General features: G+C 43.3%; 19 protein-coding genes, 1 tRNA gene and 2 pseudogenes. 3 read left to right on the forward strand and 19 right to left on the reverse strand.

What is annotated here, in order from left to right:
• Window positions 1-86 precede the first annotated feature (86 nt).
• Window positions 87-1,619 (reverse strand): MFS transporter, encoded by a 1,533-nt coding sequence (locus JQX68_RS15840; protein ID WP_147772450.1) that lies wholly within the window; start codon window positions 1,617-1,619, stop codon window positions 87-89.
• A 500-nt stretch (window positions 1,620-2,119) separates the two neighbouring features.
• Here JQX68_RS15840 and cdoA point away from each other — a divergent pair, with 500 nt between their 5' ends.
• Window positions 2,120-2,605, forward strand: a complete 486-nt coding sequence (cdoA, locus tag JQX68_RS15845; protein WP_041521410.1) for a cysteine dioxygenase — start codon at window positions 2,120-2,122, stop codon at window positions 2,603-2,605.
• 90 nt (window positions 2,606-2,695) lie between these two features.
• Here cdoA and JQX68_RS15850 read toward each other — a convergent pair.
• The 3 genes from JQX68_RS15850 to JQX68_RS15860 all read right to left on the reverse strand — a co-directional run bounded on the left by JQX68_RS15850 (window position 2,696) and on the right by JQX68_RS15860 (window position 4,964).
• Window positions 2,696-2,768, reverse strand: a tRNA-Ala gene (locus JQX68_RS15850).
• Between the two features lie 106 nt (window positions 2,769-2,874).
• The gene (locus JQX68_RS15855; RefSeq protein WP_040082006.1) at window positions 2,875-3,705 is read right to left on the reverse strand and encodes an undecaprenyl-diphosphate phosphatase; all 831 of its coding nucleotides are present in this window, start codon (window positions 3,703-3,705) and stop codon (window positions 2,875-2,877) included.
• 92 nt (window positions 3,706-3,797) lie between these two features.
• The gene (locus tag JQX68_RS15860) at window positions 3,798-4,964 is read right to left on the reverse strand and encodes an AI-2E family transporter (RefSeq protein WP_040082005.1); all 1,167 of its coding nucleotides are present in this window, start codon (window positions 4,962-4,964) and stop codon (window positions 3,798-3,800) included.
• 181 nt (window positions 4,965-5,145) lie between these two features.
• Here JQX68_RS15860 and iolU point away from each other — a divergent pair, with 181 nt between their 5' ends.
• Window positions 5,146-6,132 carry a scyllo-inositol 2-dehydrogenase gene (gene iolU / locus JQX68_RS15865; RefSeq protein ID WP_040082004.1) on the forward strand — a complete coding sequence of 329 codons (987 nt, stop codon included), beginning with the start codon at window positions 5,146-5,148 and terminating at the stop codon, window positions 6,130-6,132.
• Window positions 6,133-6,172: 40 nt separating this feature from the next.
• Here the strand turns inward: iolU and rhaA are convergent, their stop codons facing one another.
• The 10 genes and pseudogenes from rhaA to mcpB all read right to left on the reverse strand — a co-directional run bounded on the left by rhaA (window position 6,173) and on the right by mcpB (window position 20,675).
• Window positions 6,173-7,447, reverse strand: coding sequence for an L-rhamnose isomerase (gene rhaA, locus JQX68_RS15870; protein ID WP_205440344.1), 1,275 nt, complete (start codon window positions 7,445-7,447; stop codon window positions 6,173-6,175).
• Between the two features lie 26 nt (window positions 7,448-7,473).
• On the reverse strand, window positions 7,474-7,788 hold the full coding sequence (rhaM, locus tag JQX68_RS15875) for an L-rhamnose mutarotase (RefSeq protein ID WP_041521411.1): 315 nt from the start codon (window positions 7,786-7,788) through the stop codon (window positions 7,474-7,476).
• 14 nt (window positions 7,789-7,802) lie between these two features.
• Window positions 7,803-9,263, reverse strand: coding sequence for a rhamnulokinase (gene rhaB / locus JQX68_RS15880; protein WP_147772453.1), 1,461 nt, complete (start codon window positions 9,261-9,263; stop codon window positions 7,803-7,805).
• Window positions 9,264-9,267: 4 nt separating this feature from the next.
• Window positions 9,268-10,044, reverse strand: coding sequence for a rhamnose catabolism operon transcriptional regulator RhaR (rhaR, locus tag JQX68_RS15885; protein ID WP_014665146.1), 777 nt, complete (start codon window positions 10,042-10,044; stop codon window positions 9,268-9,270).
• Window positions 10,045-10,101: 57 nt separating this feature from the next.
• The gene (locus JQX68_RS15890; protein WP_147772454.1) at window positions 10,102-12,171 is read right to left on the reverse strand and encodes a bifunctional aldolase/short-chain dehydrogenase; all 2,070 of its coding nucleotides are present in this window, start codon (window positions 12,169-12,171) and stop codon (window positions 10,102-10,104) included.
• A gap of 137 nt (window positions 12,172-12,308) precedes the next feature.
• Window positions 12,309-14,297: a methyl-accepting chemotaxis protein gene (locus JQX68_RS15895; protein ID WP_147772455.1), complete on the reverse strand. Its 1,989-nt coding sequence runs from the start codon at window positions 14,295-14,297 to the stop codon at window positions 12,309-12,311.
• A 112-nt stretch (window positions 14,298-14,409) separates the two neighbouring features.
• Entirely contained in the window at window positions 14,410-15,360 is a 951-nt protein-coding gene (locus JQX68_RS21985; RefSeq protein ID WP_411151589.1) for a methyl-accepting chemotaxis protein, read from the reverse strand.
• A pseudogene (gene mcpA, locus JQX68_RS21990) lies at window positions 15,355-16,398 on the reverse strand (methyl-accepting chemotaxis protein); the annotation flags it as partial. The gene JQX68_RS21985 and the pseudogene mcpA, both read right to left, overlap by 6 nt.
• 122 nt (window positions 16,399-16,520) lie before the next feature.
• Window positions 16,521-18,509, reverse strand: coding sequence for a methyl-accepting chemotaxis protein TlpA (tlpA, locus tag JQX68_RS15905; protein ID WP_147772456.1), 1,989 nt, complete (start codon window positions 18,507-18,509; stop codon window positions 16,521-16,523).
• A gap of 177 nt (window positions 18,510-18,686) precedes the next feature.
• Window positions 18,687-20,675 carry a methyl-accepting chemotaxis protein McpB gene (mcpB, locus tag JQX68_RS15910; protein ID WP_147772457.1) on the reverse strand — a complete coding sequence of 663 codons (1,989 nt, stop codon included), beginning with the start codon at window positions 20,673-20,675 and terminating at the stop codon, window positions 18,687-18,689.
• A 158-nt stretch (window positions 20,676-20,833) separates the two neighbouring features.
• Here mcpB and JQX68_RS15915 point away from each other — a divergent pair, with 158 nt between their 5' ends.
• Entirely contained in the window at window positions 20,834-21,571 is a 738-nt protein-coding gene (locus tag JQX68_RS15915; protein ID WP_014665152.1) for a protein-glutamine gamma-glutamyltransferase, read from the forward strand.
• A gap of 13 nt (window positions 21,572-21,584) precedes the next feature.
• Here the strand turns inward: JQX68_RS15915 and JQX68_RS15920 are convergent, their stop codons facing one another.
• From JQX68_RS15920 to JQX68_RS15940, 5 genes and pseudogenes are all read right to left on the reverse strand, one after another.
• Window positions 21,585-21,839, reverse strand: coding sequence for a hypothetical protein (locus JQX68_RS15920; protein WP_014665153.1), 255 nt, complete (start codon window positions 21,837-21,839; stop codon window positions 21,585-21,587).
• Window positions 21,840-22,074: 235 nt separating this feature from the next.
• Window positions 22,075-22,473, reverse strand: coding sequence for a secondary thiamine-phosphate synthase enzyme YjbQ (locus JQX68_RS15925; RefSeq protein WP_014665154.1), 399 nt, complete (start codon window positions 22,471-22,473; stop codon window positions 22,075-22,077).
• Window positions 22,433-22,566 (reverse strand): annotated as a pseudogene (locus tag JQX68_RS15930) (hypothetical protein). Before JQX68_RS15930 ends, JQX68_RS15925 begins: the two are co-directional and overlap by 41 nt.
• A gap of 25 nt (window positions 22,567-22,591) precedes the next feature.
• Entirely contained in the window at window positions 22,592-24,256 is a 1,665-nt protein-coding gene (locus JQX68_RS15935; protein WP_147772458.1) for a glycoside hydrolase family 13 protein, read from the reverse strand.
• Window positions 24,257-24,382: 126 nt separating this feature from the next.
• Window positions 24,383-25,672: a hemolysin family protein gene (locus JQX68_RS15940; RefSeq protein WP_147772459.1), complete on the reverse strand. Its 1,290-nt coding sequence runs from the start codon at window positions 25,670-25,672 to the stop codon at window positions 24,383-24,385.
• Window positions 25,673-25,676 lie beyond the last annotated feature (4 nt).

Below are 25,676 nucleotides of genomic sequence, written 5' to 3' on the forward strand. Positions count from 1 at the left end.
TATTTTTCAATTCTTTAGGGATAAAGTTGGGAAAAGATTGCATAATAAAAACCTTTTCGTGAAAGGAAAAGGTTTTTATCACGTTTCTACTTTTGCAAATTTCTGAGTGCATTCCGATATTCTGTATCATTGATTACTTGATGTGATTTGACAGTTGCATTCGACAATCCCTGTCCTGAAACGGCCGGTTCCGGAGCTGTTTTTGCTTGGTCATGTGGTTTATGTGCAAGCTTGTGCCCCATTCCTGTAGCATTCATACAAAATGACAGGCAGACGAGCAGAACGCTGAGGATAAAAGAAATGAAAAAGAGATCATGATAAGCAGTCATCATAGAATCCTGTACCGAACCGTTTTGTCTGGCAGCATCTTTTTTCGTGAAAAAACCGATGAGAATGGGAACCCCCATATAGACAAACAACCTTAAAAACTGGACAGCTGTCATTCTCTTGACCAAATCAGGCAGCGGTCCTCCCATGGCAGCTCCCATCAGCCCTGCGGCGACTGTCAGGCCTGTTCCCGCTGCCAGCATGATAAACAGTGCTGCGAACATAGAGAGAGACGATTGATCCTGCATATGCAGCCATTGAAAATTTACAAAGACGAGAATAAGTCCGCCAATAATACCAAGCATCCCTGGTCCGACTTTATCATAAAACAGAGCGCTTAAAATGGCCGCGATCGCCACCCCGATTAAAAGAGTCAAGTTTAAAAGAATGAGCTGCTCCTGAGAAATATCATACATTTGACGGAGCAAGCCTTGAAAAGCAGACAGGCTGACAGCTACCGTTATCGTCCCTGCAGCTATGATCAATAACCCGAGCACCGGTTTTGGGAGAAGCATTAGTTTAATAGAAATGAAGGGATTTTTCACTTTATATTCTACTATTAATAGAACAATGAGCAAACATAACGTCACACCGAAACCTGTCCATACATAACCCGATGAAAGCCCCCATTTTTGCAGAAAAATGAATGAAACCGCTGAGGCTGCGGCAAGGAGAACAGATAAAAGAATTCCCGCACGATCAAGGGGCTGTTCTTGCGACGCTGCTCCGTGATGTTCGTCATGGAGAAAGAAATAGCTCACCGCGACACCGATCAGTGACAATGTGCCAAAGGTGATAAACAGCCATCTCCAATGCCCATAGCTTGTTGCAATCGTTCCCATGATCGTGCCGATGATAACAGAACCATAAAAGCCCCCAATCAGCACAAGCAGGGCATAGTTCCTGCGTTCAATCGGGAATGACAGTACAAGCATTGGAATCATAATCATCAGCATGACACCTGTTGCCGCTCCCTGTAAAAAGCGTCCTGCCGCCATCCATGCAATATCGTTTGAAAATGCGATGAGCAGTGAGCCTAGTATAAAAACAGGTAATGAACCAAGGTAGACGGGACGAGCACCGAATTTTTTCCTCAGCAGCGGTCCTGTCGGAACTAACAAGGCAAAGGCCATATTTCCGATCAATATTGGATTTACTGATGTGAAGACACTTGTTCCAACCGCTTTCTGAACAAGGCTTTGAACTGACGACAATGCCGTGTTAGACATCAATCCCGGCCCGACCGCTAAAACGGCGAGCAAAGAAATCACCCAATAGTGTTTTGTCTTCATGTTGTCATTCCTTCCTATATGAATACATGCGAAATACACCATTTTTCGAAAACAAAAGAAGCTAATAGATTTTCGCATACCATTAGCTTTCATTCTAATATTCTCCCTTTCAGGGGAAATGATATTATTTTATTATAAATATATGAACAAATGAACATATAATCAAATATTATTTCAAACCGACTGTGTTTTGTCAATGGCGCAAATTTCAAGCTCCAACATAAACAGTTTTTGCCCCGATATTGTGTATAAGAGCCTAAAACTCCTCGCTTGTTCCTTCAAGTGAATCAAAAATCAAAGCAGGCAGCTTGAATCCTTTCATCCCCCTATTCCAACTAATAAGCTCGAATAGGTTGGTGATAAACCAACGTATTGGCCGCACATTTTTTTGTGTTCACTGGGCGTTTGCCGCCTCTAATTTGTATATGGGTAAATACCATGAATTAATCTGTGAAATACCAATGTTAGGAAATTTTTATTTTTTCCGGGAGGCAAAACGAATGGAACTGTATGAGTGTATCCAAGATATTTTTGGCGGCTTGAAAAATCCATCGGTTAAAGATTTAGCAACATCATTAAAACAAATTCCAAACGCAGCACAATTGAGTCAACCGTATATTAAGGAGCCAGACCAATACGCCTACGGCCGAAATGCCATCTATCGTAACAATGAGTTGGAGATTATCGTAATTCACATTCCGCCTAACGAGGAGACAACCGTCCACGATCATGGCCAATCTATTGGTTGTGCAATGGTGCTAGAAGGAAAACTCCTTAATTCTATCTATCGCTCAACCGGCGAACACGCAGAACTCTCCAATTCATACTTTGTCCACGAAGGAGAATGCCTTATTTCAACTAAAGGTTTAATTCACAAAATGTCCAATCCGACGTCCGAACGAATGGTGTCTCTTCATGTCTACTCACCCCCTTTGAAAGACATGACGGTCTTTGAAGAACAAAGGGGTGTCTTGGAAAATTCATGATTGACAGATGAACTGTTCAACTGGAGGATTCAGAGAATGAACCTTTTTCTCAAAACAAAAAAACCCTTATCGAATAAGGGTTTACAGGTATGGAGCCAAGGGGGCTCGAACCCCTGACCTCTACGCTGCCAGCGTAGCGCTCTCCCAGCTGAGCTATGGCCCCGTATGTAACGTCATGTTTATTATAGATGATTTTTTTTTGAAAAACAAGCTGTTTCCTCTTGAATTGACAGAAAAAATAAGGCTCGGGATGAGCCTTATTTTTCGTCTTACATCATGATTAAAAGTAAAATCACACCGAGAATAATTCGATAGATTGCAAATGGGACGAGTTTGATTTTATTAATCAGTCTTAAGAAGAAACGAACGACAAACAACGCGACAACAAAGGCACAGATAAAGCCGACGATGAAAAACGGCATCAAATCCGAGCTTAAGCTGTCCCAATGCTTCACAAGGCTCAGAAAACTTGCTCCCATCATGATCGGCATCGCCATAATAAACGTAAAATCGGCTGCCGCTCGGTGGTTTAACCCGAGAATAACACCTCCGGAAATGGTTGAACCTGAACGTGAGAAACCCGGCCAAAGGGCAAGACATTGGAATAAGCCGACTGCTATCGCCTGTTTATAGGAAATGCGGTCGAGGGTGTCTGTCGCTGTTTTCCGCTTATTCACCCAGTCAGCAAAAAGCATCAGGATTGCCCCCGCGATTAAACCGAAGGCCACAGTTTTAACGGAAAATAAATATTCATCAATGTAATCTTCAAACAAAAAGCCAAGAACAGCAGCGGGAACGAGCCCGACAGCAATTTGGGCAATGCTTAATTTATGTCCCTGCTTCTGGTCGCTTGTAATATTTTTTTTCAAGCCGAGTAAATTTAAAATTCGGTCTTTAAACACGATAGCTACTGCTAAAATGGAGCCTAGCTGAATAACTACTTTGAATGAATTAGCAGCTTCTTCTGACATCAGATTACTTGATTTAAGCCAGATGTCGTCTACTATGATCATATGTCCTGTCGAAGAAACCGGCGCGTACTCTGTTAATCCTTCTACGATTCCTAAAATGGCGGCTACAAACAATTCCCATAGAGTCATGATTTTGATTCTCCCCATTAGACATTTATTTTTTTACATAACGGGAGCTTCCCATAAATGGAAAGCCCGTCTTATATAACTATAAACGAAAATCACACTTTATGACCCGGCATATTTTCATTTTTTTCTTCGTCGTATAAATGTGACCTCATTTTAAACCAGTCAAATAAATGTGTGGTAATGACTTTGGCGACTGCATAGCCCGGAATCGCAAGAATGATTCCAACAACACCAAACAGTTTGCCGGCTGTTAACAGCAGAAAAATAATCGTGATCGGGTGGATGTGAAGGTTTTTCCCCATAATTTGCGGAGAGATCAGCTTCCCTTCAATCAGCTGAACAATGGTCCAAACGATCACCAGCTTAAGCAGCATGAGCGGCGATGTCACTATGGCGATGATAATTGCAGGCGTAATGGCAATCGTTGGCCCTAAATATGGAACAATGCTTGTACAAGCTGCAATGACTGCGAGCAATGAAGCATAATCCAGGCCGATAATCAAATAACCGATAAACAGCAAAAACCCGATACAGAAGCTGACAATGATCTGGCCTCTGATATAAGAGCTTAACCGATGATTCATTTCACTTAAGACTGTATATGTCTGTTCTTTCAATCGAGTCGGCACAAACTTCAGTATGTAGACCGGTAATTTTTTTCCGTCTTTTAGCAAATAGAAAAGAATAAACGGAACCGTGACGATCGAAATGATAATCTCAGTCAGCGCGCCGATAAAATTCCCAACGCCGGTAAAGGTGCTGTTTACGATCGTCGCTGCCTGATCCGAAACCTTTGTAGCAAGATCAGATATATTAATGTTCATCGTTTGCTGGGCCTGATTGACGAAATTGCTGCCGATCAGCTGTTTCGTCTGGTCTTCTACGACGTCGACATATCTCGGGATATTGTCAATCAAACTCATAATTTGTTCTTTTAAAAAGGGGATGATGGACACGATTGTGATCGTGATCAGCCCGATAATCAATAGATATAACAGCAATATAGAATAGATTCTTCTTATTCTTCTTCTCTCCAGGAAATCGACGACTGGATTTAACAGATAAAAAACAATGCCTGTCAAAATAATCGGAAGTGAAATTGTTTTGAGCAGAACAATAATCGGGGTGAAAATAAATGATGTTTTTGTAAATACAAGAATATTTAAACCAATCAGCAGCAGCACAAGCAAAAATAAAACAAACTTATTGTCCAAGAAGAATCGCTTGAATCTGCCGCTCCATGTTTGCAACGTCTCCACTATCGTTCCTCCGTCATACATAGTTTAGTTAAATTGTACACTATCGTCCCTATAATGAAAAATAAAAACCGTTAATTGCTGGAAAAGCTTTCTCTGTTGTCACATTCTATTTATCTCTATCATGTGATTTTGTTCTTTTTAAGCTATAATTTAGCTATATCATGCAAAAGGAGCGATACGAGTGATACGTTTTGCGATAATAGGAACCAACTGGATTACAGACCGCTTTCTTGAGTCAGCAGCGGATATAGAAGATTTTCAGCTGACTGCCGTTTATTCAAGATCGGCTGAACGCGCTGCTGAGTTTGCTGCTAAACACAATGCTGCGCATACCTTCTCAGACCTTCAGGAAATGGCGGAGAGCAATTGTTTTGATGCCGTATACATAGCCAGCCCGAACGCTCTTCACAAGGAACAAGCCGTACTCTTTATGAACCACGGCAAGCATGTGCTTTGTGAGAAGCCGTTTGCTTCAAATACAAGAGAAACAGAAGAGATGATCTCAGCGGCTAAGGCAAACGGCGTTGTCCTCATGGAAGCGATGAAGACCACTTTCCTGCCGAATTTCAAAGAGCTGAAAAAACATCTGCATAAAATCGGCACTGTCCGCAGATTTACCGCAAGCTACTGTCAATACTCCTCACGGTATGACGCGTTCAGAAACGGAACTGTTTTGAATGCGTTTCAGCCTGAGCTTTCCAATGGGTCATTAATGGATATTGGCGTCTATTGTATTTATCCGGCTGTTGTGCTGTTTGGCGAGCCGAAGGATGTAAAAGCAAATGGATATGCTTTATCTTCCGGAGTAGATGGAGAGGGAACTGTCATTCTGTCTTACGATGGGTTCGAAGCTGTTCTGATGCATTCTAAAATCTCTACTTCATATGCCCCGGCGGAAATCCAAGGTGAAGACGGAACGATTGTAATTGATACGATTCACCGGCCTGAACGTGTTGAAATCCGCTACCGCGACGGCCGCCTTGAAAACATTGCGATCCCTGACCCTAAACCGGCGATGTTCTATGAAGCAGAAGAATTTGTCACGCTCATAAAAGAGAATAAGCAGGAATCTGAAGAAAATACATTTGAACGATCTTTGATCACCGCAAAAATTATGGAAGAAGCAAGAAAGCAAATGGGGATTGTGTACCCTGCTGATCATGCTTAAAAAAATCCGCCCGCGTACAAATGACGCGGCGGATTTTTTATTAGGCAATCGGAGAAGACGCCTTCCTTTTTAAAAGCACCTCTTGTTCATACTCTTTGATATCATGCAGCCATGTCTCTTTTACCGGCACGCCCATTTGTTCACAGTAGGAATCCCAGATGGCTCCGAAAGGATATGTTTTGAATTCCTCCATAAGGGCCAGCCTTTCTGTATAGCGGCCCTCTTCCTGCAATTGTTTTAAATAGCCGTTCGGAAGAAGCAAGGCATACAATAAAGCTTTGATCATATTTCTCGTTCCGATGGTCCAGGCCGCTACACGGTTAATGCTGGCATCGAAAAAATCCAGACCGATGGCGACCTTCTCAAGAGCCTGATTACGCACAATTTCAAGAGCGATTTCTCTCAATTCATCATCCAAAACCACTACATGGTCGCTGTCCCAGCGAACTGGCCGAGATACGTGCAAAGCAAGCTTGTCTGTAAAAAGCAGCATGGACGAGATCTTGTTTGATACCGTCTCAGTCGGATGAAAATGGCCTGTATCAAGTAAACAAAGCTTATGATTCGTCAGAGCATAGGCGAAATAAAATTCATGAGATCCGACAACATATGATTCAGAACCAAGCCCGAACAGCTTGCTTTCAACTGAATCGAGATTGTGTTGTTCACTGATCTCTTCTGCGAAAATCTGATTCAGTGATTCTTTTAATCTTTTACGCGGTGTCAGCCTGTCACTCGGGACATCCTTATAGCCGTCGGGAATCCAAATATTCGTCAAGCAAGGGGTGCCTAATTCTTTCCCGAAGTATTCTCCGATACGGCGGCACGCGATGCAATGCCTGATCCAAAATTCTCTGATATCCGGATCAGGGTGTGAAAGGGTGAGTCCATCAGCCGCTTTCTCATGCGAAAACAAGGTCGGATTGAAATCTAAACCTAGCCCTAAATCTTTTGCCCATTTTACCCAGTTTTCAAAATGCTGCGGCTTCAACTCGTCACGTGCTGTCTCTTCCCCGTTAGTTTCTGCGTAAATCGCATGAAGGTTCACACGGTGTTTTCCAGGAATGAGAGAAAGAGCCTTCTCCAAATCTCTTCTTAATTCTTCAGGCGTTTGCGCTTTTCCGGGATAATTGCCGGTCACATCAATTCCGCCTGAAAGCTCGCTCTTATTTACTTCAAAGCCTTCAATGTCGTCACCCTGCCAGCAGTGGATTGAAATGGGCACTTGCTTTAATTGCCGAAGCGCCTCTTCAACATCAATCCCCCATTTTTCATATGCCTGTTTTGCACTGTCATAATTGGCTTTTATGGTCATGCAGCTCTCTCCCTTATTTCAGTTTTTTAATCCAAATAAAAAACTTCCTTTAGATCTATAGAAACAGGACTGAAATCCGAATTTGTTTTCATTAAGGGCGCCATCGTTTTCCACCATCTCCGGCAAACTTCCGTGTCCGCCATCTTTCTCCATTTCCCTTCATCCTCTATTTCTAAATATGCAAAAAGCCGGCCTGTTTCCTCATCTAGAAAAATGGAATAATGGTGGGCTCCATGAGCTTTGAGTGCTTCTGCCATCTCAGGCCAAATGTCATCATGCCGCTGCTTGTATTCTTCGTACTTGTCTTGATGGACAAACATGATACTGGCTTTTCTTTTCAAACTTTGTCACCTCTTCATTTTTTAGATAGCGCTTTCAAAACAGTTTGCTGAAATGACTGAATGATCGTGCTTCTGTCAATGTCTTTGGGTGTAAACACTTTGATCGGAAAGGAATTTCTGACGACTTGCCGGGCTTCTTTTATGTCTTTGACTTCTTTTGCAGCAATCATTTGCATCAGCAGATTTCCTATGGCGGTTGCCTCTACTGGTCCTGCGTATACCGCTTTTCCGCTCATGTCTGCCGTTAATTGATTTAAGAAATCGTTCCGGGCTCCGCCGCCGATGATATGAAACTGATCGATCGGTTTTTCTGTGATCGTTTCGAGTTCTTTGATGGCTATCGCATAGATGATGGCTAAATTGCTGTAGATGCAGCAGGCAAGTTCGCCTGCAGTGCGGGGAATCTTTTGGCGGGTTTCTCTGCAATAATGCTGTATTTCCATTATCATGTTTTCTGGATTGAGGAAGCGTTTATCATTTAAGTTTATAAATTGCTGGAATGGTTCTGTTTTTTCGGCTTCTTCTGCAAGCTGCTGGAAAGAGTAATCTGCTTGTAACTGCTGTCTTACTTCTTGTATCACCCACATGCCGATAATGTTTTTGAGAAAGCGAATGGTGTTGTTTGCGCCGCGTTCATTTGTATAGTTGTTTTTCAAAGCCAGATCAGTTATTATCGGTGTTTTGTTTTCAATCCCGATTAACGACCATGTTCCGCTGCTGATGTACGCCCAGCCATCACTTACACCAGGCGCCGCGATGACGGCCGAGGCCGTATCATGTGTTGCGACTGTCATCACCTTGCACGCCGGGAGATCATAATCCGGAAACCAGTCATTTCTTAGCTTCCCGAGCTCATACCCCGGTTCAGTCAACGGGGCAAATTGCTGTTCGTAAACAGACACGGCTTCAAGCAATTCAGGATCAAACTTTCCCGTTGAGACGTTTAAAAGCTGTGTTGTGGACGCATTCGTGATTTCTGTTACAGCTTTTCCGGTTAAGCAATAGCCTAAATAATCAGGAACCATCACAATTTTATCTGTCTTTTTCAGCAGCTCACGGTTTTCTTCATACAATTGATAGATCGTGTTGAAAGGCTGAAATTGTATTCCTGTTTTTTGATAAATTTTAGCCTTCGAGAGGGTATGTTCCAGTTTGTCTATTGTATGATCTGTTCTTCTATCACGATAGGATATTGCTTCGCGCAACCGATTTCCTTTTTCATCCATCAAGACATAATCAACTGCCCATGTATCGATGCCAATGGTGCAGTGTTCATGTCCAAGCGTTTTTACTTTTTGCAGTCCTTGCAGGATTTGTTTTAGCAAATGATCAATATCCCAAAAGCAATGCCCGTCTCTTTGACTAAAACCGTTAGCAAATCTGTGAATCTCTTGTATGTCAAGCTTCCCTTCCTTCAGTTCACCTACCATGATTCTCCCGCTTGATGCGCCTATATCAATGGCAGTATAAATCATTCTTTCACCCTCTCTTCGGAAGAGGAACAGCTGTCACCTTCACCTTTTTGTCTTCAAGAGCTTTTACCGATGCCGGATCAAGTCCAGAATCTGTAATAACGCGGCTGACATCTTGCAGCGAGGCGATATGTGAAAACTCGCGGTTCCCCCATTTGCTTGAATCGGCCATCAAAATGGTCTGGTCTGACCTTTCGATCATCCGTTTTTTGAGCAGCGCCTGCCACTCATTTGAGTCACTCATCCCGTTGTTTACATCAAATCCCTTACATGACAGAAAGGTTTTATTGACATGATAGGTCTCAAGTGAACGTTCTGCTAACGGGCCGGCAAATGATAATGATTTTTCCAGCAAAATGCCGCCTGTTGAAATGACTGATATGTTTTTTTTATTGCTGAGTTCAATGGCTGCTTTCATTGAGTTTGTAATCACGGTGAGCTCAATGTCAGGGAGTATTTTCGCCATGTACCAGGCGGTTGTGCTTGCATCGAGAATAATTCGGTCTCCGCTTTTTACATATTTGGCCGCTTCGTGAGCAATAGCTTTTTTTTCGATGACATTTGTGATTTCCCGTTCAGAAAAATGAATTTCTGATTCCTTCTGCTGAATACTGACCGCTCCTCCATGACTCCGGCTCAGTTTATGTTCTTTTTCAAGCTTCTCAAGATCACGCCGAATGGTTTCCTCTGTGACTGAAAATATGTCACTTAATTCGGCAACGCGGATGCTTGAACGCGTATTCACTATTTCCACTATTTTTTGCTGCCGTTCTGCTACTAGCATCAGTAACGCCCTTCCTCATATCGTAATCCATCTTATAATTTTTATCATAGCATATTTCTAACGCGTAAAAGCAGCAGGGACGCCGCCGTCTACCGTGAGCATGCAGCCCGTTGTTTTTTCGGCTTTAGAAGAAGCGAAAAATGCAATGGCTTCGGCAATATCCTCCGGGTAAATATTGACGAGCAATGCAGTCCGTTTCCGGTAATGTTCTTCCAGCTGATCCGGTTCAATCCCGTACGCCGCGGCTCGTTCCTCACGCCAGCTTGAACCCCAGATTGCCGATCCTTGAAGAACCGCGTCCGGTAAAACGGAGTTGACCCTAATGCCATATTCTCCGCCTTCTGCAGCAATGCATCTTGCTAAATGGGTTTCAAGCGCCTTAACCGAGCTGTAGGCAGAGGCGTTTTTCCCCGCATAAACCGAATTTTTCGATCCGACAAATACCATGCTTCCGCCTCTATTTTGCTGTTTCATCTGTTTAAACGCTTCACGGGCTACAAGGAAATAGCCTGTTCCTAAAACATTCATATTAAGATTCCATTCTTTTAGACTTGTTTCGTCAAATGGGCTTGATGTGGCCAGCCCGGCATTATTGATGACGATATCAATGCCGCCGTAAGCAAGTGCCGCTTGTTCAAAAGCTGACTGTACGTCTTTTTCCTTTGTCACATCCATTTTGACAGCCATTGCACGCCCTTCTCCGTACGCATCGTTTATTTCCCCGGCAATTTTCTGTGCACCTTCTATATTCAGATCAGCTGCGATTACGTGCCCTCCCTCAGCTGCAAATCGGCGGCATGCTGCACTGCCGATTCCGCCAGCCCCTCCAGTTATCAGCGCTACTTTACGGGAAAATTCTGCTTCCGGCGGGGCAAGCGTAAGTTTATATAGTTCAAGCGGCCAATATTCGACATGGTAGGATTCATTTTCATTTAAAGAAACAAATTGCCCCAGAGCTGTTGCTCCTTTCATAACGGCGATGGCCCTCCGATATAAGGCCCCGCTTCCTTTAGACATGGTATAGCTTTTTCCTGTATTCACCATTCCGATTCCAGGAATCAATATCACCCGCGGAGCGGATTCAAAGATTTGATCCCCATCCTGCTGATTGCGTGTAAAGTAAGCCTGATACTCTGACGTAAAGCGCTCGACTCCTGACTTGATCAGATCCGCAAGCTTGTGAACATCTTGAGTTTCCGGATTCCAATCAATGTACAGCGGAACCCTTTTTGTGTGAACAAGGTGATCCGGGCATGCCGCACCGATTTGCGAAAGTGCTGGCGCTTGAACACTGTTTACAAATTCCAAGACGTCGTCATGATCATCATAGGAAAGGATCTGTTTCTTTTCTTCACTTACAGTTCCTCTGATCACAGGCATGATCTCAGCCAATATTTGTTTTCTGCGATCTTCCGGCAGCGGCTGATATCTTTTGCCTCCGAATACCTCATGCTGATTGATACGGTCGTTAATATACTGCTCGGCTTCTTGAATGATGGATATCGTTTTTTGATAACATGTTTCAGACGTCTCTCCCCAAGTGACTAAGCCATGTTTCTCCATTAACACAAGCTCGGCGTGAGGGTTGTTCGCTACGCCTTCAGCGATTATTTTAGACAAAGCAAATCCAGGGCGGACGTATGGCACCCATACAAACCGGTTTCCGTAAATGTCTTCAGCGATCTGTTTTCCATTATCTGCGCAGCATATGCTGATAATCGCATCTGGATGGGTATGGTCAACATGCTTGTATGGCAGAAAAGCGTGTAATAGTGTTTCAATTGAAGGGCGGGGATGTTTGCTGTCAATCATACAATGAGACAGGTAATCTACCATTTCTTCATCTGACATTTGGTCCCTTTCAATCAGTGGGCGGATATCATCTAATTTCAAACCGGTAAAGTTATGCGCTTTCATTGTTGCCAAATCTGAACCGCTTCCTTTTACCCACATGACTTCTATTTCACGGCCTCTAAAATCTTTTTCCGTTGTTTTCATAGATGTATTCCCCCCGCCCCAGTTGCAAACAGTGCGGTCTGATCCGATCAAATTGGACCTGTACACCAATTCCTCTACACCTTTAGGCAGCTTTGCAGCTCGGTCTGAATCCCATATATGCTTCACCATATTTGATATTCCTCCATACCCTTTTATTTGTATCCGTTTTCATTATATATGATCTTCGTTTGTTTTTGAATTATTTTTGTTTATTTTTGTTTTCAATAAAAAAAGAAAGCAGCAGAATATGCCGCTTTCGCGTTTCTTTATGATTCAATTTTAAATTTTTTCGTAATGTCCTGAAGTTCTTCCGCCATGTTTGCCAACGTTTCCGCTGAAGAGCTGATTTCTTCCATGGACGCAAGCTGTTCTTCCGCCGAAGCCGCGATATCCTGAATGCCTGCTGAGCTTTCTTTCGCCACTGCAGAAATTTCTTCAACAGCACTTGACACTTCCTGTGATCCGGCTGATAGTTGTTCAACCGTCGCGTTCAAGTTTTGCAATTCGCCGGAAATTTGGGTTGTCATCTCATAGATTTGTTTAAAGCTTTCCGCTGTTTTGTCAGTAATCTGCAAACCTTCTTTTACTTCATGATTCACAGATTGGAACATCGAAAGGGAAGTGCTGATTTCTCTGACAATCTCTTGGATTAATCCTTCAATTTCCTTGGCGGAGTCTGCTGATTGCACGGCAAGTTTTCTGACCTCTTCCGCAACTACTGAGAAGCCTCTTCCGTATTCTCCCGCTCTTGCCGCCTCAATCGCAGCATTTAATGCCAGCAGGTTGGTTTGGTCAGCGATGCCATTAATCACATTCAAGATGCTGTTGATGTCTTGCGATTTTGTTTCAAGGCCCTTTACAACCGCTTCCGCTTGTTGAACGGATTGGTCGATTGTTTTCATTTGGCCGACTGTGTGTTCCACCAGTTTCTCGCCGCTGCCCGCTGCCTCAGAGGACTGAATCGATGATTTCGTAATGGTTGAAGAGGCTTGTGCCACTTTTGAAATCCCGTGATTCATTTGAGAAAGGTGATTTGAGCTCGTTTCCAGTTTCTCACTTTGCGCCTCGTTGCCATCTGAGAACTGTTCGATGGCGAGTGTAATATGTTCAGTTGCCTTACTCGTTTGAGCTGCGCTTGCCGTCAGTTCCTCAGAAGATGAGGCGACGTTTTCGACAGACGCTTGAATAACGCCGATTACAGAACGCAATGATGCAGACATTTCATTAAAGCTCTCGCCAAGCTGACCAAACTCGTTTTTCGAGTGAATATCAATGACTTCTGTGAGATCACCGCTGCTGATTTTTGCAGACGTCGAGACAAGTTTTCTTAATGGCTTGGTAATGGCACGAATAATATAGAGTATGAGTATGCCGCCGATTACAATAGACACGCATAGAATGATAATCGCAGTGTTCAGCACCGGGCTTGAAGCATCTTGCAATTCACTGACAAAATAAGTGCCCGCGATTTTCCAGCCAGTCAATTTATTTGTCGTAAAGGCCATTTTCTTTTCTTTGCCTTCGAATGTATATTCAAAGGAGCCGTCATTTTTGGAATATACTTGGTTTGTCCAATCGCCGGAGCCGGTTGTCCCAGGCTTAATCGTCGGATGGGCGATATATTTTTTGTTGCCTGTCGTAATAAATGCATAGCCTTCTTTACCGATTTTGATTCTCTGTGATGCAGTAAGCACCTCATCCAGGTTTAAATCAAGCGCTATAACCCCTGACCCGTCTTTTAATTGTTTTGAAATTGTGACAACGGTATTCCCTGTTGCTTCATCAGTATACGGTTCTGAGAAAACAGCCTGTCCTTTTTCCGCAACGGCCTGTTTGTACCAGTCACGTCCTGTCGGATCGAAGCCTTTCGGAATACCGCTGTCCGGATATTTGTAAAGCTTCTTATCTTCTGAAGCAGCATAGATCGCGCCTACATCGTCGTTAAGTGTCGTGTACTGCTTAAATTTCTCTTTCAGTAAGGTTTTGTTTTTGCCTAGCAATAGGTCTTTATCGATTGTCTCACTATAATAATCTACTGCTTTCACTTTATTATTCAATTTGTTTTGCAGGGTGCTATTGAGTTCTTCAACGTTTCCCGCTGCACTATTGGTTAGTTCCCTGTCCAGTGCGTTCCAAGCTGATTGATAACTGAAATATGCTAAAACCCCAACCGGCAAAATAAGCACTGCCAGAAACGCAGCGATTAGCGGTTTGCTGATCGATGGCTGTTTGATCCATTGTATGAATTTTCCCATTCCTGTTGACTCCTCCTTTAAGCTAAATCTAATATCGTCAACTAGGATAAAAGGTTTAATAAAAAAACTAAAAAAAACACCCAAGCGCAACATGCTTGGGTGTTAAGGCTTATTATTCGATTTTGAATCGGTTAGTCATATCGCGAAGCTCTTCCGCCATAGACGAAAGGGTTTCTGCAGACGAGCTGATTTCTTCCATGGAAGCAAGCTGCTCTTCAGCTGACGCAGCGATATCTTGAATATGTGCTGAGCTTTCTTTGGAAATCGATGCAATATGCTCAGACGCTCCCGACACTTCCTCGGAGCTGGCTGAAAGCTGCTGAACCGTCGCACTCATATTTTGCAGTTCGCCGGCGATTTGGTTCGTCATTTCAGAAATGCGCTTAAAGCTCATTTCTGTTTTATCTGTGATATCAAGTCCGGTCTGCACCTCTTGATTGACAGACTGGAACATGCCGAGAGATGTATTAATTTCCTTCACAATTTCGATGATTAATCCTTCAATCTCTTTTGCTGAATCTGCTGACTGTACTGCCAGTTTTCTTACTTCTTCCGCTACAACAGAGAAGCCTCGGCCGTACTCGCCTGCACGGGCTGCTTCAATTGCCGCGTTTAAGGCAAGCAGGTTTGTCTGGTCTGCGATGCCGTTAATCACACGCAAAATGTTTGTAATGTCTTTCGATTTCGTTTCCAATCCGCGTACAACTTGCTCCGCTTCTTTAACGGACTTGTCAATGACGTTCATTTGGCCGACGGTTTGGTGAACAAGCTTGCCGCCTTCACTTGCAATTTCCGTCGATTGAACAGATGAATCTGTGATGACTTCAGAAGCTTGAGCCATATTCGTCAACCCGTCATTCATTTGATAAATATGCTCTGCTGCCGTTTCAATATTTTCGTTTTGTTTTTCATTGCCGTTAGAAAATTGTTCAATCGCCAATGTAATATGCTCTGTTGCCTTGCTCGTTTGCGCAGCAGATGCGGTCAGCTCCTCAGAGGAAGCGGCAACATTGTCTACCGAATCCTGGATGGCGTGTATGAGAGAACGAAGTGACGCCGCCATATTGTTAAAGCTTTTGCCGAGCTCGCCCAATTCATCTTTTGAACGAATATCAATGGTTTCCGTCAAATCTCCCTCGCTGATCCGCTTAGAGGAACCGACAAGCTGTTTCAGCGGTGTTGTAATCGACCGAATGATCAAAGTCATGACGATAATCCCTATGATAATAGCTGCGGCCAAGACAATTAAAGCAAGGTGAAGAACAGGCTGGGCTGCCTCGTGAATTTCGTCTAAATACATGGTGCCGCCGATCTTCCATCCCGTTAACTTGTTTGTGTCAAAGGCCATTTTTTTCTTATCGCCGTCCATGGTGTATTGAAAATCGCCTTTATCAGCATTCAGCATCTTATCGAGCCAGTCGCCTTTTAATTCAGTTCCTGATTTTTCATTAGGATGTGCGACAACTTTTTTGTCCTTCGTCATGATAAATGCGTAGCCTTGTGTGCCGATGTTGACTTTTTTGGTTGTTTTCAACAGATTTTCAATGGTCATGTTGATTGCGATAACGCCTGAACCATCTTTTGTCTGCTGGGCGATTGTCACAACCATCGTATTTGTAGACGCGGTTTTATAAGGATCTGTCACAACGACTTTTCCTTTATTCGCAACCGCTTTTTTGTACCAGTCGCGTTCAACCGGATTGTAGCCGCTCGGCATCGGGAGATCCGGGTAACGGGTAAATCGCCCGTTTTCGTCACTAGTATAAATGGACTCTACATCTTTATTAATGCTGATATATTGTGAGAATTTCTCTTCAATGCTTGCATTGCTTTTTGCTTTATATCTATCTTTTGTCAGCCATTCGCTGAAGTAAGCAGCGCTGTTTTCTTTTTCGCCGATGCTGGTGTTAATGATTTCGTTTAATTGCTGTACATTTTCTAATGCGCTCCCCATCATCTGTCTGTCGAGCGAGCTGCTAGCCGATTGATACGCAAAGATCGCCAATATGACAACCGGTATGATGAGGATCGACAGAAAGGAAACGAGAAGCTTCCGTGTAATTGATCTTTGTTTTATGAGTTGGAGTATTTTTTTCATCATTCATTTCTCCTTTTTTATACTACCCTTCATATCGGCTGGAAATGGGTAAATATATACAGCAAAAAAGAAGAAATTTAACAAAAGTAACTAATTTCCCATAAATAGATAGTCTTTTAGACCTATTATTTATCTACCTTAAATCGTTTTGTCAGATCACGGAGTCCTTCAGACATTCTTTCAAGCGTCAGTGCTGATGAACTGATCTCCTCCATGGATGCCAGCTGTTCCTCAGCTGAAGCGGCGATATCTTGGATACCGTCCGAGCTTGCCTTAGAAATGGCTGTGATATCATTTGAAGCTGCGGAAATTTCTTGTGCTCCCGCCGACAGCTCCTCAACCGTCGCATTCATGTTTTGCAGCTCGGAAGCAATCTGATTGGTCATTTGCGAGATATGTTTGAAGCTCTGCTTTGTTTCGTCCGTCATGACAAGCCCTGTTTCAACTTCTTTGTTTACGGACTGAAGCACGTTCAATGATGTGTGGACTTCTTTTACTATTTCACTGATCAGCGATTCAATTTCTTTTGCCGAGTCAGCCGACTGTACCGCGAGCTTTCTCACTTCCTCAGCGACGACTGAGAAGCCCCGGCCATATTCACCCGCTCTGGCAGCTTCAATAGCGGCATTTAAGGCCAAAAGATTGGTTTGATCCGCAATACCGTTGATAACACGCAAAATATTTGTGATATCCTTTGATTTGATCTCCAGCCCTTTCACCACTTGTTCCGCTGCTTTTACAGAATGGTCAATTGTGTTCATTTGGCCGGCTGTTTTCTGGACGAGTGTCTCCCCTTTACTTGACACTTCGGTTGAATCTGCTGATGTCTCTGTAATCACTGCGGCCGCCCGCGCCAGCTCTGCCAATCCGTCATTCATTTCATTAATTTGTTCAGTTGTCGTTTCTATTTTCTCGCTTTGGCTTTCGCTCCCGTTTGAAAATTGCTCGATAGCCATCGTAATGTGCTCAGTGGCTTTGCTTGTCTGGTCTGCCGATGCAGTCAGCTCTTCGGACGATGAGGCAACGTGTTCTACTGAGTCTTTGATTCCGTGAATGAGCGAGCGAAGTGAGTGTGCCATATGATTGAAGCTCTCGCTTAGAACGCCAAGTTCATCTTTTGAATTGATTTCAATCGTTTCGGTCAGATCGCCTTCACTGATTTTTTCAGCTGATGCGACAATGCGTCCCAATGGCTTTGTGATGGATCGAATCACAAAGTAAATCGCCGTCATTCCGGCTGCGATGGCAATCGCCAGAACGACTGAAGCCATGATCAGAACCCTGCTTGCAGCATCGTGAATCTCGTTTGCATACATCGTGCCGCTGATTTTCCAGCCTGTTGTTTCGCTAGTGGCAAACGCCATTTTTTTCTTTTTGCCTTTGTACGAATATTCAAAGTCCCCGCTTTTATCCTTGTAAAGCTTATCAACCCAGTCCCCTTTTAGCTCTGTTCCTGCTTTTTCTCCAGAGTAGGCGATGACTTTCTTGTTTTGGCTCAAGATAAAAGCATAGCCTTCTTTTCCAATATTGATTCCTTTCGCGGTAGTGACTAAGTCGTCAATTTTCATATCAATGGCGACAACGCCTGATCCATCCACTGTTTGACGGGCGATGGTGACGACCATTTTTCCTGATGAAATCGATTCATAAGGCTCAGTGACTATTGTTTTGCCTTTATTGTCCATTGCTTCTTTGTACCAATCTCTTTCCAAAGCATTAAAGTCACTTGGCATGTCAGCGTACGGATAACGTGTGAATTCCCCGTCTTTGCTGCTGGAAAATACCGCAGCGACATTATCATTCATTTGGATAAATTGTTTAAATTCCTGTTTCAGCTCTGTTTTCTTTTTATCCTGAAACTTATCTGCCGTCGCCCAATCGCTAAAATACGCGAGGCTCTTTTCAGTCGTTCTGATTTTATCATCAATAATGTGATCTAATATTTGAACATTTTCCTTGGCGCTTTGCGTCATCTGTACATCAAGTGAGGAAACTGCTGATTGATAAGCGCTTACCGAAAGGGCGGTTATCGGGACAATTAAGATCAGCAGGAAAGAAATGATAAGTCTCCTTGCAATTGATGATCTGCGAATAGTGGTGAGTGTTTTTTTCATTTCCTTTTGAACCTTCTTTCAATAATTTACAAATTATATCGACAGAACTTCCTTTAAATTACATTGAAAATAGAGGTAAAAATGAAAAATAGTTCAAAACTCACCGTATAGACTAGGACTTTGTTAATGTTTACCACATGAAAAAACAGCGCCTTGATCAGCGCTGTTTTTCGGCTTTTACTCGATTTTAAATTGTTTCGTCAGATCGCGAAGCTCTTCTGCCATCTGCGCAAGAGTGGTCGCTGATGAACTGATTTCTTCCATGGAAGCAAGCTGTTCCTCAGCTGATGCGGCAATGTCCTGGATGCTTGCCGAGCTTTCTTTCGACACGTCTGCAATGCCGCTGACTGCTGCTGAAACATGCTGTGAACGGCCTGACAGCTGCTCGACGGTGGAATTCATCGTCTGCAGCTTGCCCGCGATTTCGTTTGTCATGCTGAAAATGCTCTGGAAGCTTTCTTTTGTATTGTCTGTGACAATAAGTCCGGATTGCACTTCCTGATTAACCTCTTTAAACATGTGAAGGGAGGTTTCAATCTCTGCGACAATTTCTTGGATCAGCTTTTCAATTTCTTTTGCTGAATCGGCTGATTGCACAGCCAGCTTGCGCACTTCCTCCGCTACGACAGAGAAACCGCGGCCTGACTCTCCGGCACGCGCCGCTTCAATAGCCGCGTTTAATGCAAGCAAATTTGTTTGGTCAGCGATGCCGTTGATGACTCTCAAAATGCTTGTAATGTCTTTTGATTTTCCTTCTAAGCCTTTGACTACAGCTTCAGCCTGCTGAACAGATTGATTAATCGAGTTCATTTGGCCGACTGTCTGCTGCACAAACTTTTCACCTGTTCCGGCGATTTCCGTTGATTGGATAGACGCCTTTGTAATATCTGACGATGTTTGTGAGACTTGCTGGAGTCCTTCATTCATTAAGTTCAACTGATGAGAGCTGGATTCAACCTTTTCACTTTGCTCTTCGTTTCCGTTTGAGAACTGCTCAATCGCCATCGTAATATGCTCGGTGGCTTTACTTGTCTGTCCGGCAGATGCGGTAAGCTGTTCGGAAGATGCGGCCACATTGTTCACCGAGTCCTGAATTGCGCTGATTAGAGAGCGGAGGGATTGTCCCATTTCGTTGAAGCTTTCTCCTAGCTCCCCTAGCTCATCCTTTGAATGAATTTCGATCGTTTCGGTCAGATCCCCTCTGCTGATCGTTTTCGATGATTGAACAAGACGTTTTAACGGTTTTGTAATCGAACGAACAATAAACAGAATTAAAATCCCGCCTGCCACAATGGAGGCAATCAGCACGATCATGCCCGTTACCAGCACAGACTTTGAGGCATCCTTAATTTCATCCATATACATAGTGCCGACTATTTTCCAACCAGTCAGTTCATTTGTAGTATAGGTCATCTTTTTATCTTCGTTATTCAGAGTGTACTTGAGCTCACCGCTGTCATTCGCATACATTTTGGCTACCCAGTCGCCTGACAGCTTTTCTCCAGCCTTATGGTTCTTGTGTGCGACGTAGGTTTTGTTTTTTGTTGCAATGAAAGCATAGCCTTCTTTTCCGACCTTGATTTGTTTCATCTGTTCTAACAATTTATCAATGGTAATATCCATGGCGACAACGCCTGATCCGTCCTTCAGCTCTTGTGCAATGGTAATGACCATGCTTCCGTCACTCGCAGCCACGTAAGGATCTGTCACGACAATTTCACCGCCGGCCTTCATCGCATCCTGGTACCAAGGGCGTTGTCTAGGGTCGTATCCGTCCGGCAATGTCTCTTTTGGCGCTTGTACGTAAGTGCCGTTATCTGCGCCTCCATAAATTCTGGCTACGCCCTGATTAATAGATACGTATTGTGAAAATTTAGCTTTGATCTCTTCTTGATTCGATTTTCCTTTGAATGCGGATCTTTTAAGAGATTCACTGAAAAAGGTAACTGCTTTCGCTTTTTCTCCCAGATCATTTGTAACGGTTGTATTAAATGTATCGACACTGTTTTTCGCATTCCCCATCATTTCCTCATCCAGCTTTCCGCTGGCGCTTCGGTAAGAACTAAATTCTAATATAAGAATAGGGATAATGAGAATCGCAATAAATGAGACGATTAATTTCTTTGAAATAGACGGTTTCTTCAACCAATTGATAAAAGTCTTCATGTCTACTTGCTCCTTCAGGTTTGATACAGTATATATCGGCTGCTTAAAAAAGTTTTAAAATAAAAATTGGAAGAAGTTCTTTTTGGCAGTCTTCAGTCTTTTTAGCTTTCATTGCCCAAGCCCTTTGCATATCTTATAAAAAACAAGGGGGGCTAAACATGATTATTGTATCAGGACAATTGCTCCGTCCCCAGGATATTGAAAATTGGCAGATTGATCAAAATCTGAATCCGCTCTTAAAAGAGATGATTGAGACGCCTGTTCAGTTTGATTATCATTCAATTGCTGAACTGATGTTTGAGCTGAAACTGCGGATGAATATTGTCGCAGCGGCAAAGACACTGCACAAAAGCGGGGCGAAGTTTGCCACTTTTTTGAAAACATACGGGAATACAGCGTATTGGAGGGTTTCACCGGAGGGCGCCTTGGAGCTGAAATACAGAATGCCGCCTTCAAAAGCGATTCGGGACATTGCAGAGAACGGCCCTTTTTACGCGTTTGAATGCGCAACCGCAATCGTTGTTATTTATTACTTGGCCTTAATCGATACAATCGGGGAAGACAAATTCGATGCCAGCTTTGACAGAATTATTTTATATGATTGGCATTATGAGAAACTGCCGATATATACAGAAACAGGACATCATTTTTTCCTTGGTGATTGTTTGTATTTTAAGAATCCTGAATTTGATCCGCAAAAAGCCCAATGGAGAGGCGAAAATGTGATTTTACTGGGGGAGGATAAATATTTTGCCCATGGTCTTGGAATCTTAAACGGACAGCAAATTATTGATAAGCTGAATTCATTTAGGAGAAGAGGAGCCTTACAGTCAGCCTATCTTCTGTCTCAGGCGACCAGACTGGATGTTCCGTCTCTTTTCCGCATCGTCCGCTAAAAAGCCCCATCGCCTATTTTCGGGACGATGGGGTTTCAAATGCCTTCCGTTTTCGATAGAAAGGGGCTGTGCCTAAATATTGGTTCGCAGCCCACTCCATTTTTTCAAGGTCATTTCTTGTCACGATTGGATCTAGGCTGCTCCATTTGATAAAGCGGACAAAATAGTAGCCTTTGATTGGAGCCATTGTAACTTTTGAGTGAGGCCAGCCTTCAAATACAAACTCAATTTTCCCTCTTTTTTTATAAGAGTATTGAAGAATGTTCATATCTGTCACCTCAGTTTTATCAAGTTACATTCGCAAAACAGTGTCTTCACGTCAGCAGGCCCGTAAAGCATCCGTGTCTGCTCCCTTCAATTTTTTAAATCTACATCTGGATTTGCTTTTTGAGATGTCGGGACTGAGATATTCGAATGTCAAGCGCGCCTTCATTACGTGAGACGAGCCCTCCGGCTTTCAGCGCTTATGTCAGCGAAAATGTTTCATCATAAAAAACAACCTGCTACCCCATGATTTTGATATAACATGTCCGGGTGCGAGGGCCGTCAAATTCGCAGAAATAAATGCCCTGCCACGTTCCAAGAATGAGCCGGCCGTTTTCCACAATGACATGCTGTGAAGCGCCGACCGTACTCGACTTCATGTGTGCAGCTGTATTGCCCTCCATGTGGCGGTCGAGCTCATGTTCCCACGGATATACCTCATCAAACCTTCTGAGCATATCTTTTTTGACGTCCGGGTCGGCATTTTCATTAATTGTAATGCCCGCCGTCGTATGTGGACAGTAAATCAGCGCTGCGCCGCTCGTTACACCTGTTTCTTGAAGAAACGCATCCACCTCACGGGTGATATCAATCATTTCATCTCGTTTGGAAGTCTTGATTTGCAGTGTTTTCAGCATTTGTTTCTCCTTTCGTTTGTCCGCTCTATTTGCTTAATTCGTTCTGTGTTCTTTTTTTCCTGTTAAACCGCTCTCATAAACCTGATAAAACAAAAAAACTCCAGTCTAAGGCTGGAGTTTAGCCCCATAGATATATTCTTGTCTCATACGGCTTTAAGAGTATTGATGTCATATGCTTGTGCGGCTCTGTTTCAATATTTGACAAGGCAAGGGCATCTGATGACAATGGCCATCCAGATTGCTTGAATAACGCCGGTGTTCTAGTCAGATTGGCTGCAATCAGTGCAGTGTGGCTCTCGTTTTTTCGAAGATATGCAAAGATTTGCTGATCTTCCGGTAAAATGAGCTCGTATGTGCCGTTGATAAAAACATCATATGTTTGGCGCAGCTTGATCAAGCTTTTGTAAAAATGGTAAACGGATGTATTATCGTTTTTTTGCGCCTCAGCATTCAGCCATTTGTAATTCTCATTGACTCCGATCCACGGCTTGGCCTCAGAAAATCCGGCGTATGGATCTGCGTTCCATTGCATAGGTGTTCGTGAATTGTCTCTTCCCTTTTTCCAGACAACCTTCATCGCGTCCTCGTGTGATGCGCCTTTCGCTATTTTTGTTTTATAGAGGCGTTTCATTGCGACATCATCATAGTCCTCAATAGACGGAAATGCCACGTTCGTCATCCCGAGTTCCTGTCCTTGATAAATAAACGGCGTGCCTTTCATGAGAAAATAAACAGCAGCCAGCGCTTTTGCACTTTCTTTCAGGTACACTCCGTCGTCTCCCCAGACAGAAACTGAACGGGGCTGGTCGTGATTCTCCATAAACAAAGCATTCCAGCCAATTCCTTCAAGACTGTCCTGCCAGTCAGTTAAAATTCGTTTAAATGAGGCAATATCAATGCTTTCATCGATCTCTACATCCCACAGGCCAAGATGCTCAAATTGAAAAATCATGTTGAATATGCCGTTTTTTTCTCCAGCCCAATCAGCAGCTTCCTTTGCAGAGACGCCGTTTGCCTCGCCGACCGTCATAATCGGATAGCGGGAAAATATGTTTTCCTTCAGCTCTGTTAACAAATCCATAATGCCGTGAGCATTCATATGATAAGGAAAGGAAGGAACATAATCCAGTCCCTTTGGATTCGGCATGTCGGGAAGCCCTTCTTTTTTCTTAATATGCGTAATGGCATCCACCCGAAATCCGTCAATTCCTTTATCAAGCCACCAATTGATCATGTCATAAACGGCATTCCTCACCTTTTCATTTTCCCAATTCAAATCAGGCTGTTTTTTATCAAAAAGGTGAAGATAGTACTGGCCTGTCTTTTGATCATACTCCCAAGCCGGCCCGCCGAAAATGCTTTCCCAATTGTTCGGTGCTTTTCCGTTTTTGCCGTCTTTCCAAATATACCAGTTGCGCTTATCCGAGTGTATAGATGAACGGGATTCTATGAACCATGGATGTTCGTCGCTTGTATGGTTCACAACGAGATCCATAATCAGCTTCATGCCCAGATCATGAATGTCACCAAGAAGCTCGTCAAAATCTGTCATGGTGCCAAAATCGTTTAATATGTTTTGATAATCCCTAATATCATAGCCATTATCGGCATTCGGTGAATCATACAGCGGGCAAATCCAAAGGACGTCAGCGCCCAGCTCTTTTATGTAAGAAAGTTTAGATCTGATTCCTTGAATATCCCCGATTCCGTCACCATTTGAATCTTTAAAACTGCGGGGGTAAATTTGGTAAACAACCGCTTCCTTCCACCAAGCCTTTTTCATACAGCCACTCCTTCCCAGTGTACCGGTCTTATATATCCTATGTAGAAAAAAGGCTTCACAGCATTGCTTTTTAAGAAATGACTTTGATGACACAAAAAACAGCCGTTCGTTCCCGGCTGTTTTTTATCAAAATTCGGTTTTTTTTATTTCTACAAAACGGATGTGATGATCTTCGGCGTCGAGGATTTTAAATTCACAGCCTTCCGCGTGTATGACGTCTCCTGCTTTCAGCTCCATTTTTTGCGTTAGAAGCCAGCCTGCAATCGTATCAATCTCTTCATTTTCAATCGCAATGTCGAGCAGGTCATTTACTTCGTCTATTAACGCTTTTCCATCCATCACATAATGGTGCTCGCCCTTTTTCAGGATGTGCGGTGTTTCATCCTGATCATACTCATCGCGAATTTCCCCGACGATTTCCTCGATAATATCCTCGACAGTGACAAGTCCCGCCGTTCCCCCATATTCATCTACGAGAATCGCCATGTGAATCCGCTCCTTCTGCATGCGGATTAACAGCTGCTGAACAGGAATGCTTTCAATGACCCTGATAACGGGCCTCATGATTTGCTCCAGCTTTATCGGCTGGCCGAGAAAATAAGCTTTAAACATATCTTTGCTGTTGATGATCCCTAAAATATGATCCTTGTCATCTTTGATGACAGGGTAGCGTGTATATCGTTCATTAATGATGTGATGAATCGCCTCTTCAAGCGACTGCTCAAGAGAGATGACGGCAATTTCTGTCCGCGGAATCATAATCTCTCTCGCTACCCGGTTGTCGAATTCAAAAATTTTATTTACATAGCGGAATTCAGACTGATTGATTTCTCCCTTTTCATAGCTTTCTGAAAGAATCAGCCTTAGTTCCTCTTCGCTGATGACAACCTCGTGCTCCTTTACTGAATGAAAGCCAAACAACTTCACAAGAAAGCTTGCAGAGCCGTTTAATGCCTTAATAAACGGGTACGTGATTTTATAAAACCAGATGAGCGGCTTTGCAATCCATAAGCTTACAGCTTCAGCTTTTTGAATAGAAACCGTTTTCGGGGCAAGCTCCCCCATCACCACATGCAAAAAAGTGACGATAATAAATGCAACTACAAATGTGACAATGTGATTAAACGGTTCCGGCATGCCTGTCATTGTAAATAAGGGATGAAGAAAACGTTCAAATGTAGGTTCACCAAGCCATCCAAGGCCGAGTGCTGTAATCGTAATCCCGAGTTGGCAGGCTGATAAATACTCGTCAAGATTGGAGATGATTTTATGTGCGGCCAGCGCCCGGCTGTCACCGCTTTCGATGAGCTGATTGATTTTTGAACCTCTGATTTTGACGATCGCAAATTCCGCTGCAACGAAAACAGCCGTAATGCCAATCAAAACAAAAATGGCGATCAATTGTAAAATAAGCAAAAAA

The organism is Bacillus sp. LJBS06 (assembly GCF_016924995.1).
Classification (GTDB): Bacteria; Bacillota; Bacilli; order Bacillales; family Bacillaceae; genus Bacillus; species Bacillus stercoris.

What these genes read in the sequence shown, in the direction of transcription:
- JQX68_RS15840 (WP_147772450.1), bottom strand. Translation starts at nt 1,619, where the DNA reads ATGAAGACAAAACACTATTGGGTGATTTCTTTGCTCGCCGTTTTAGCG.
- cdoA (WP_041521410.1), top strand. Translation starts at nt 2,120, where the DNA reads ATGGAACTGTATGAGTGTATCCAAGATATTTTTGGCGGCTTGAAAAAT.
- JQX68_RS15855 (WP_040082006.1), bottom strand. Translation starts at nt 3,705, where the DNA reads ATGACTCTATGGGAATTGTTTGTAGCCGCCATTTTAGGAATCGTAGAA.
- rhaA (WP_205440344.1), bottom strand. Translation starts at nt 7,447, where the DNA reads ATGACCATAAAAGCCAATTATGACAGTGCAAAACAGGCATATGAAAAA.
- rhaB (WP_147772453.1), bottom strand. Translation starts at nt 9,263, where the DNA reads ATGATTTATACTGCCATTGATATAGGCGCATCAAGCGGGAGAATCATG.
- rhaR (WP_014665146.1), bottom strand. Translation starts at nt 10,044, where the DNA reads ATGCTAGTAGCAGAACGGCAGCAAAAAATAGTGGAAATAGTGAATACG.
- JQX68_RS15890 (WP_147772454.1), bottom strand. Translation starts at nt 12,171, where the DNA reads ATGGTGAAGCATATATGGGATTCAGACCGAGCTGCAAAGCTGCCTAAA.
- JQX68_RS15895 (WP_147772455.1), bottom strand. Translation starts at nt 14,297, where the DNA reads ATGGGAAAATTCATACAATGGATCAAACAGCCATCGATCAGCAAACCG.
- JQX68_RS21985 (WP_411151589.1), bottom strand. Translation starts at nt 15,360, where the DNA reads ATGGCGGCGTCACTTCGTTCTCTCATACACGCCATCCAGGATTCGGTA.
- tlpA (WP_147772456.1), bottom strand. Translation starts at nt 18,509, where the DNA reads ATGAAAAAAACACTCACCACTATTCGCAGATCATCAATTGCAAGGAGA.
- mcpB (WP_147772457.1), bottom strand. Translation starts at nt 20,675, where the DNA reads ATGAAGACTTTTATCAATTGGTTGAAGAAACCGTCTATTTCAAAGAAA.
- JQX68_RS15915 (WP_014665152.1), top strand. Translation starts at nt 20,834, where the DNA reads ATGATTATTGTATCAGGACAATTGCTCCGTCCCCAGGATATTGAAAAT.
- JQX68_RS15920 (WP_014665153.1), bottom strand. Translation starts at nt 21,839, where the DNA reads ATGAACATTCTTCAATACTCTTATAAAAAAAGAGGGAAAATTGAGTTT.
- JQX68_RS15925 (WP_014665154.1), bottom strand. Translation starts at nt 22,473, where the DNA reads ATGCTGAAAACACTGCAAATCAAGACTTCCAAACGAGATGAAATGATT.
- JQX68_RS15935 (WP_147772458.1), bottom strand. Translation starts at nt 24,256, where the DNA reads ATGAAAAAGGCTTGGTGGAAGGAAGCGGTTGTTTACCAAATTTACCCC.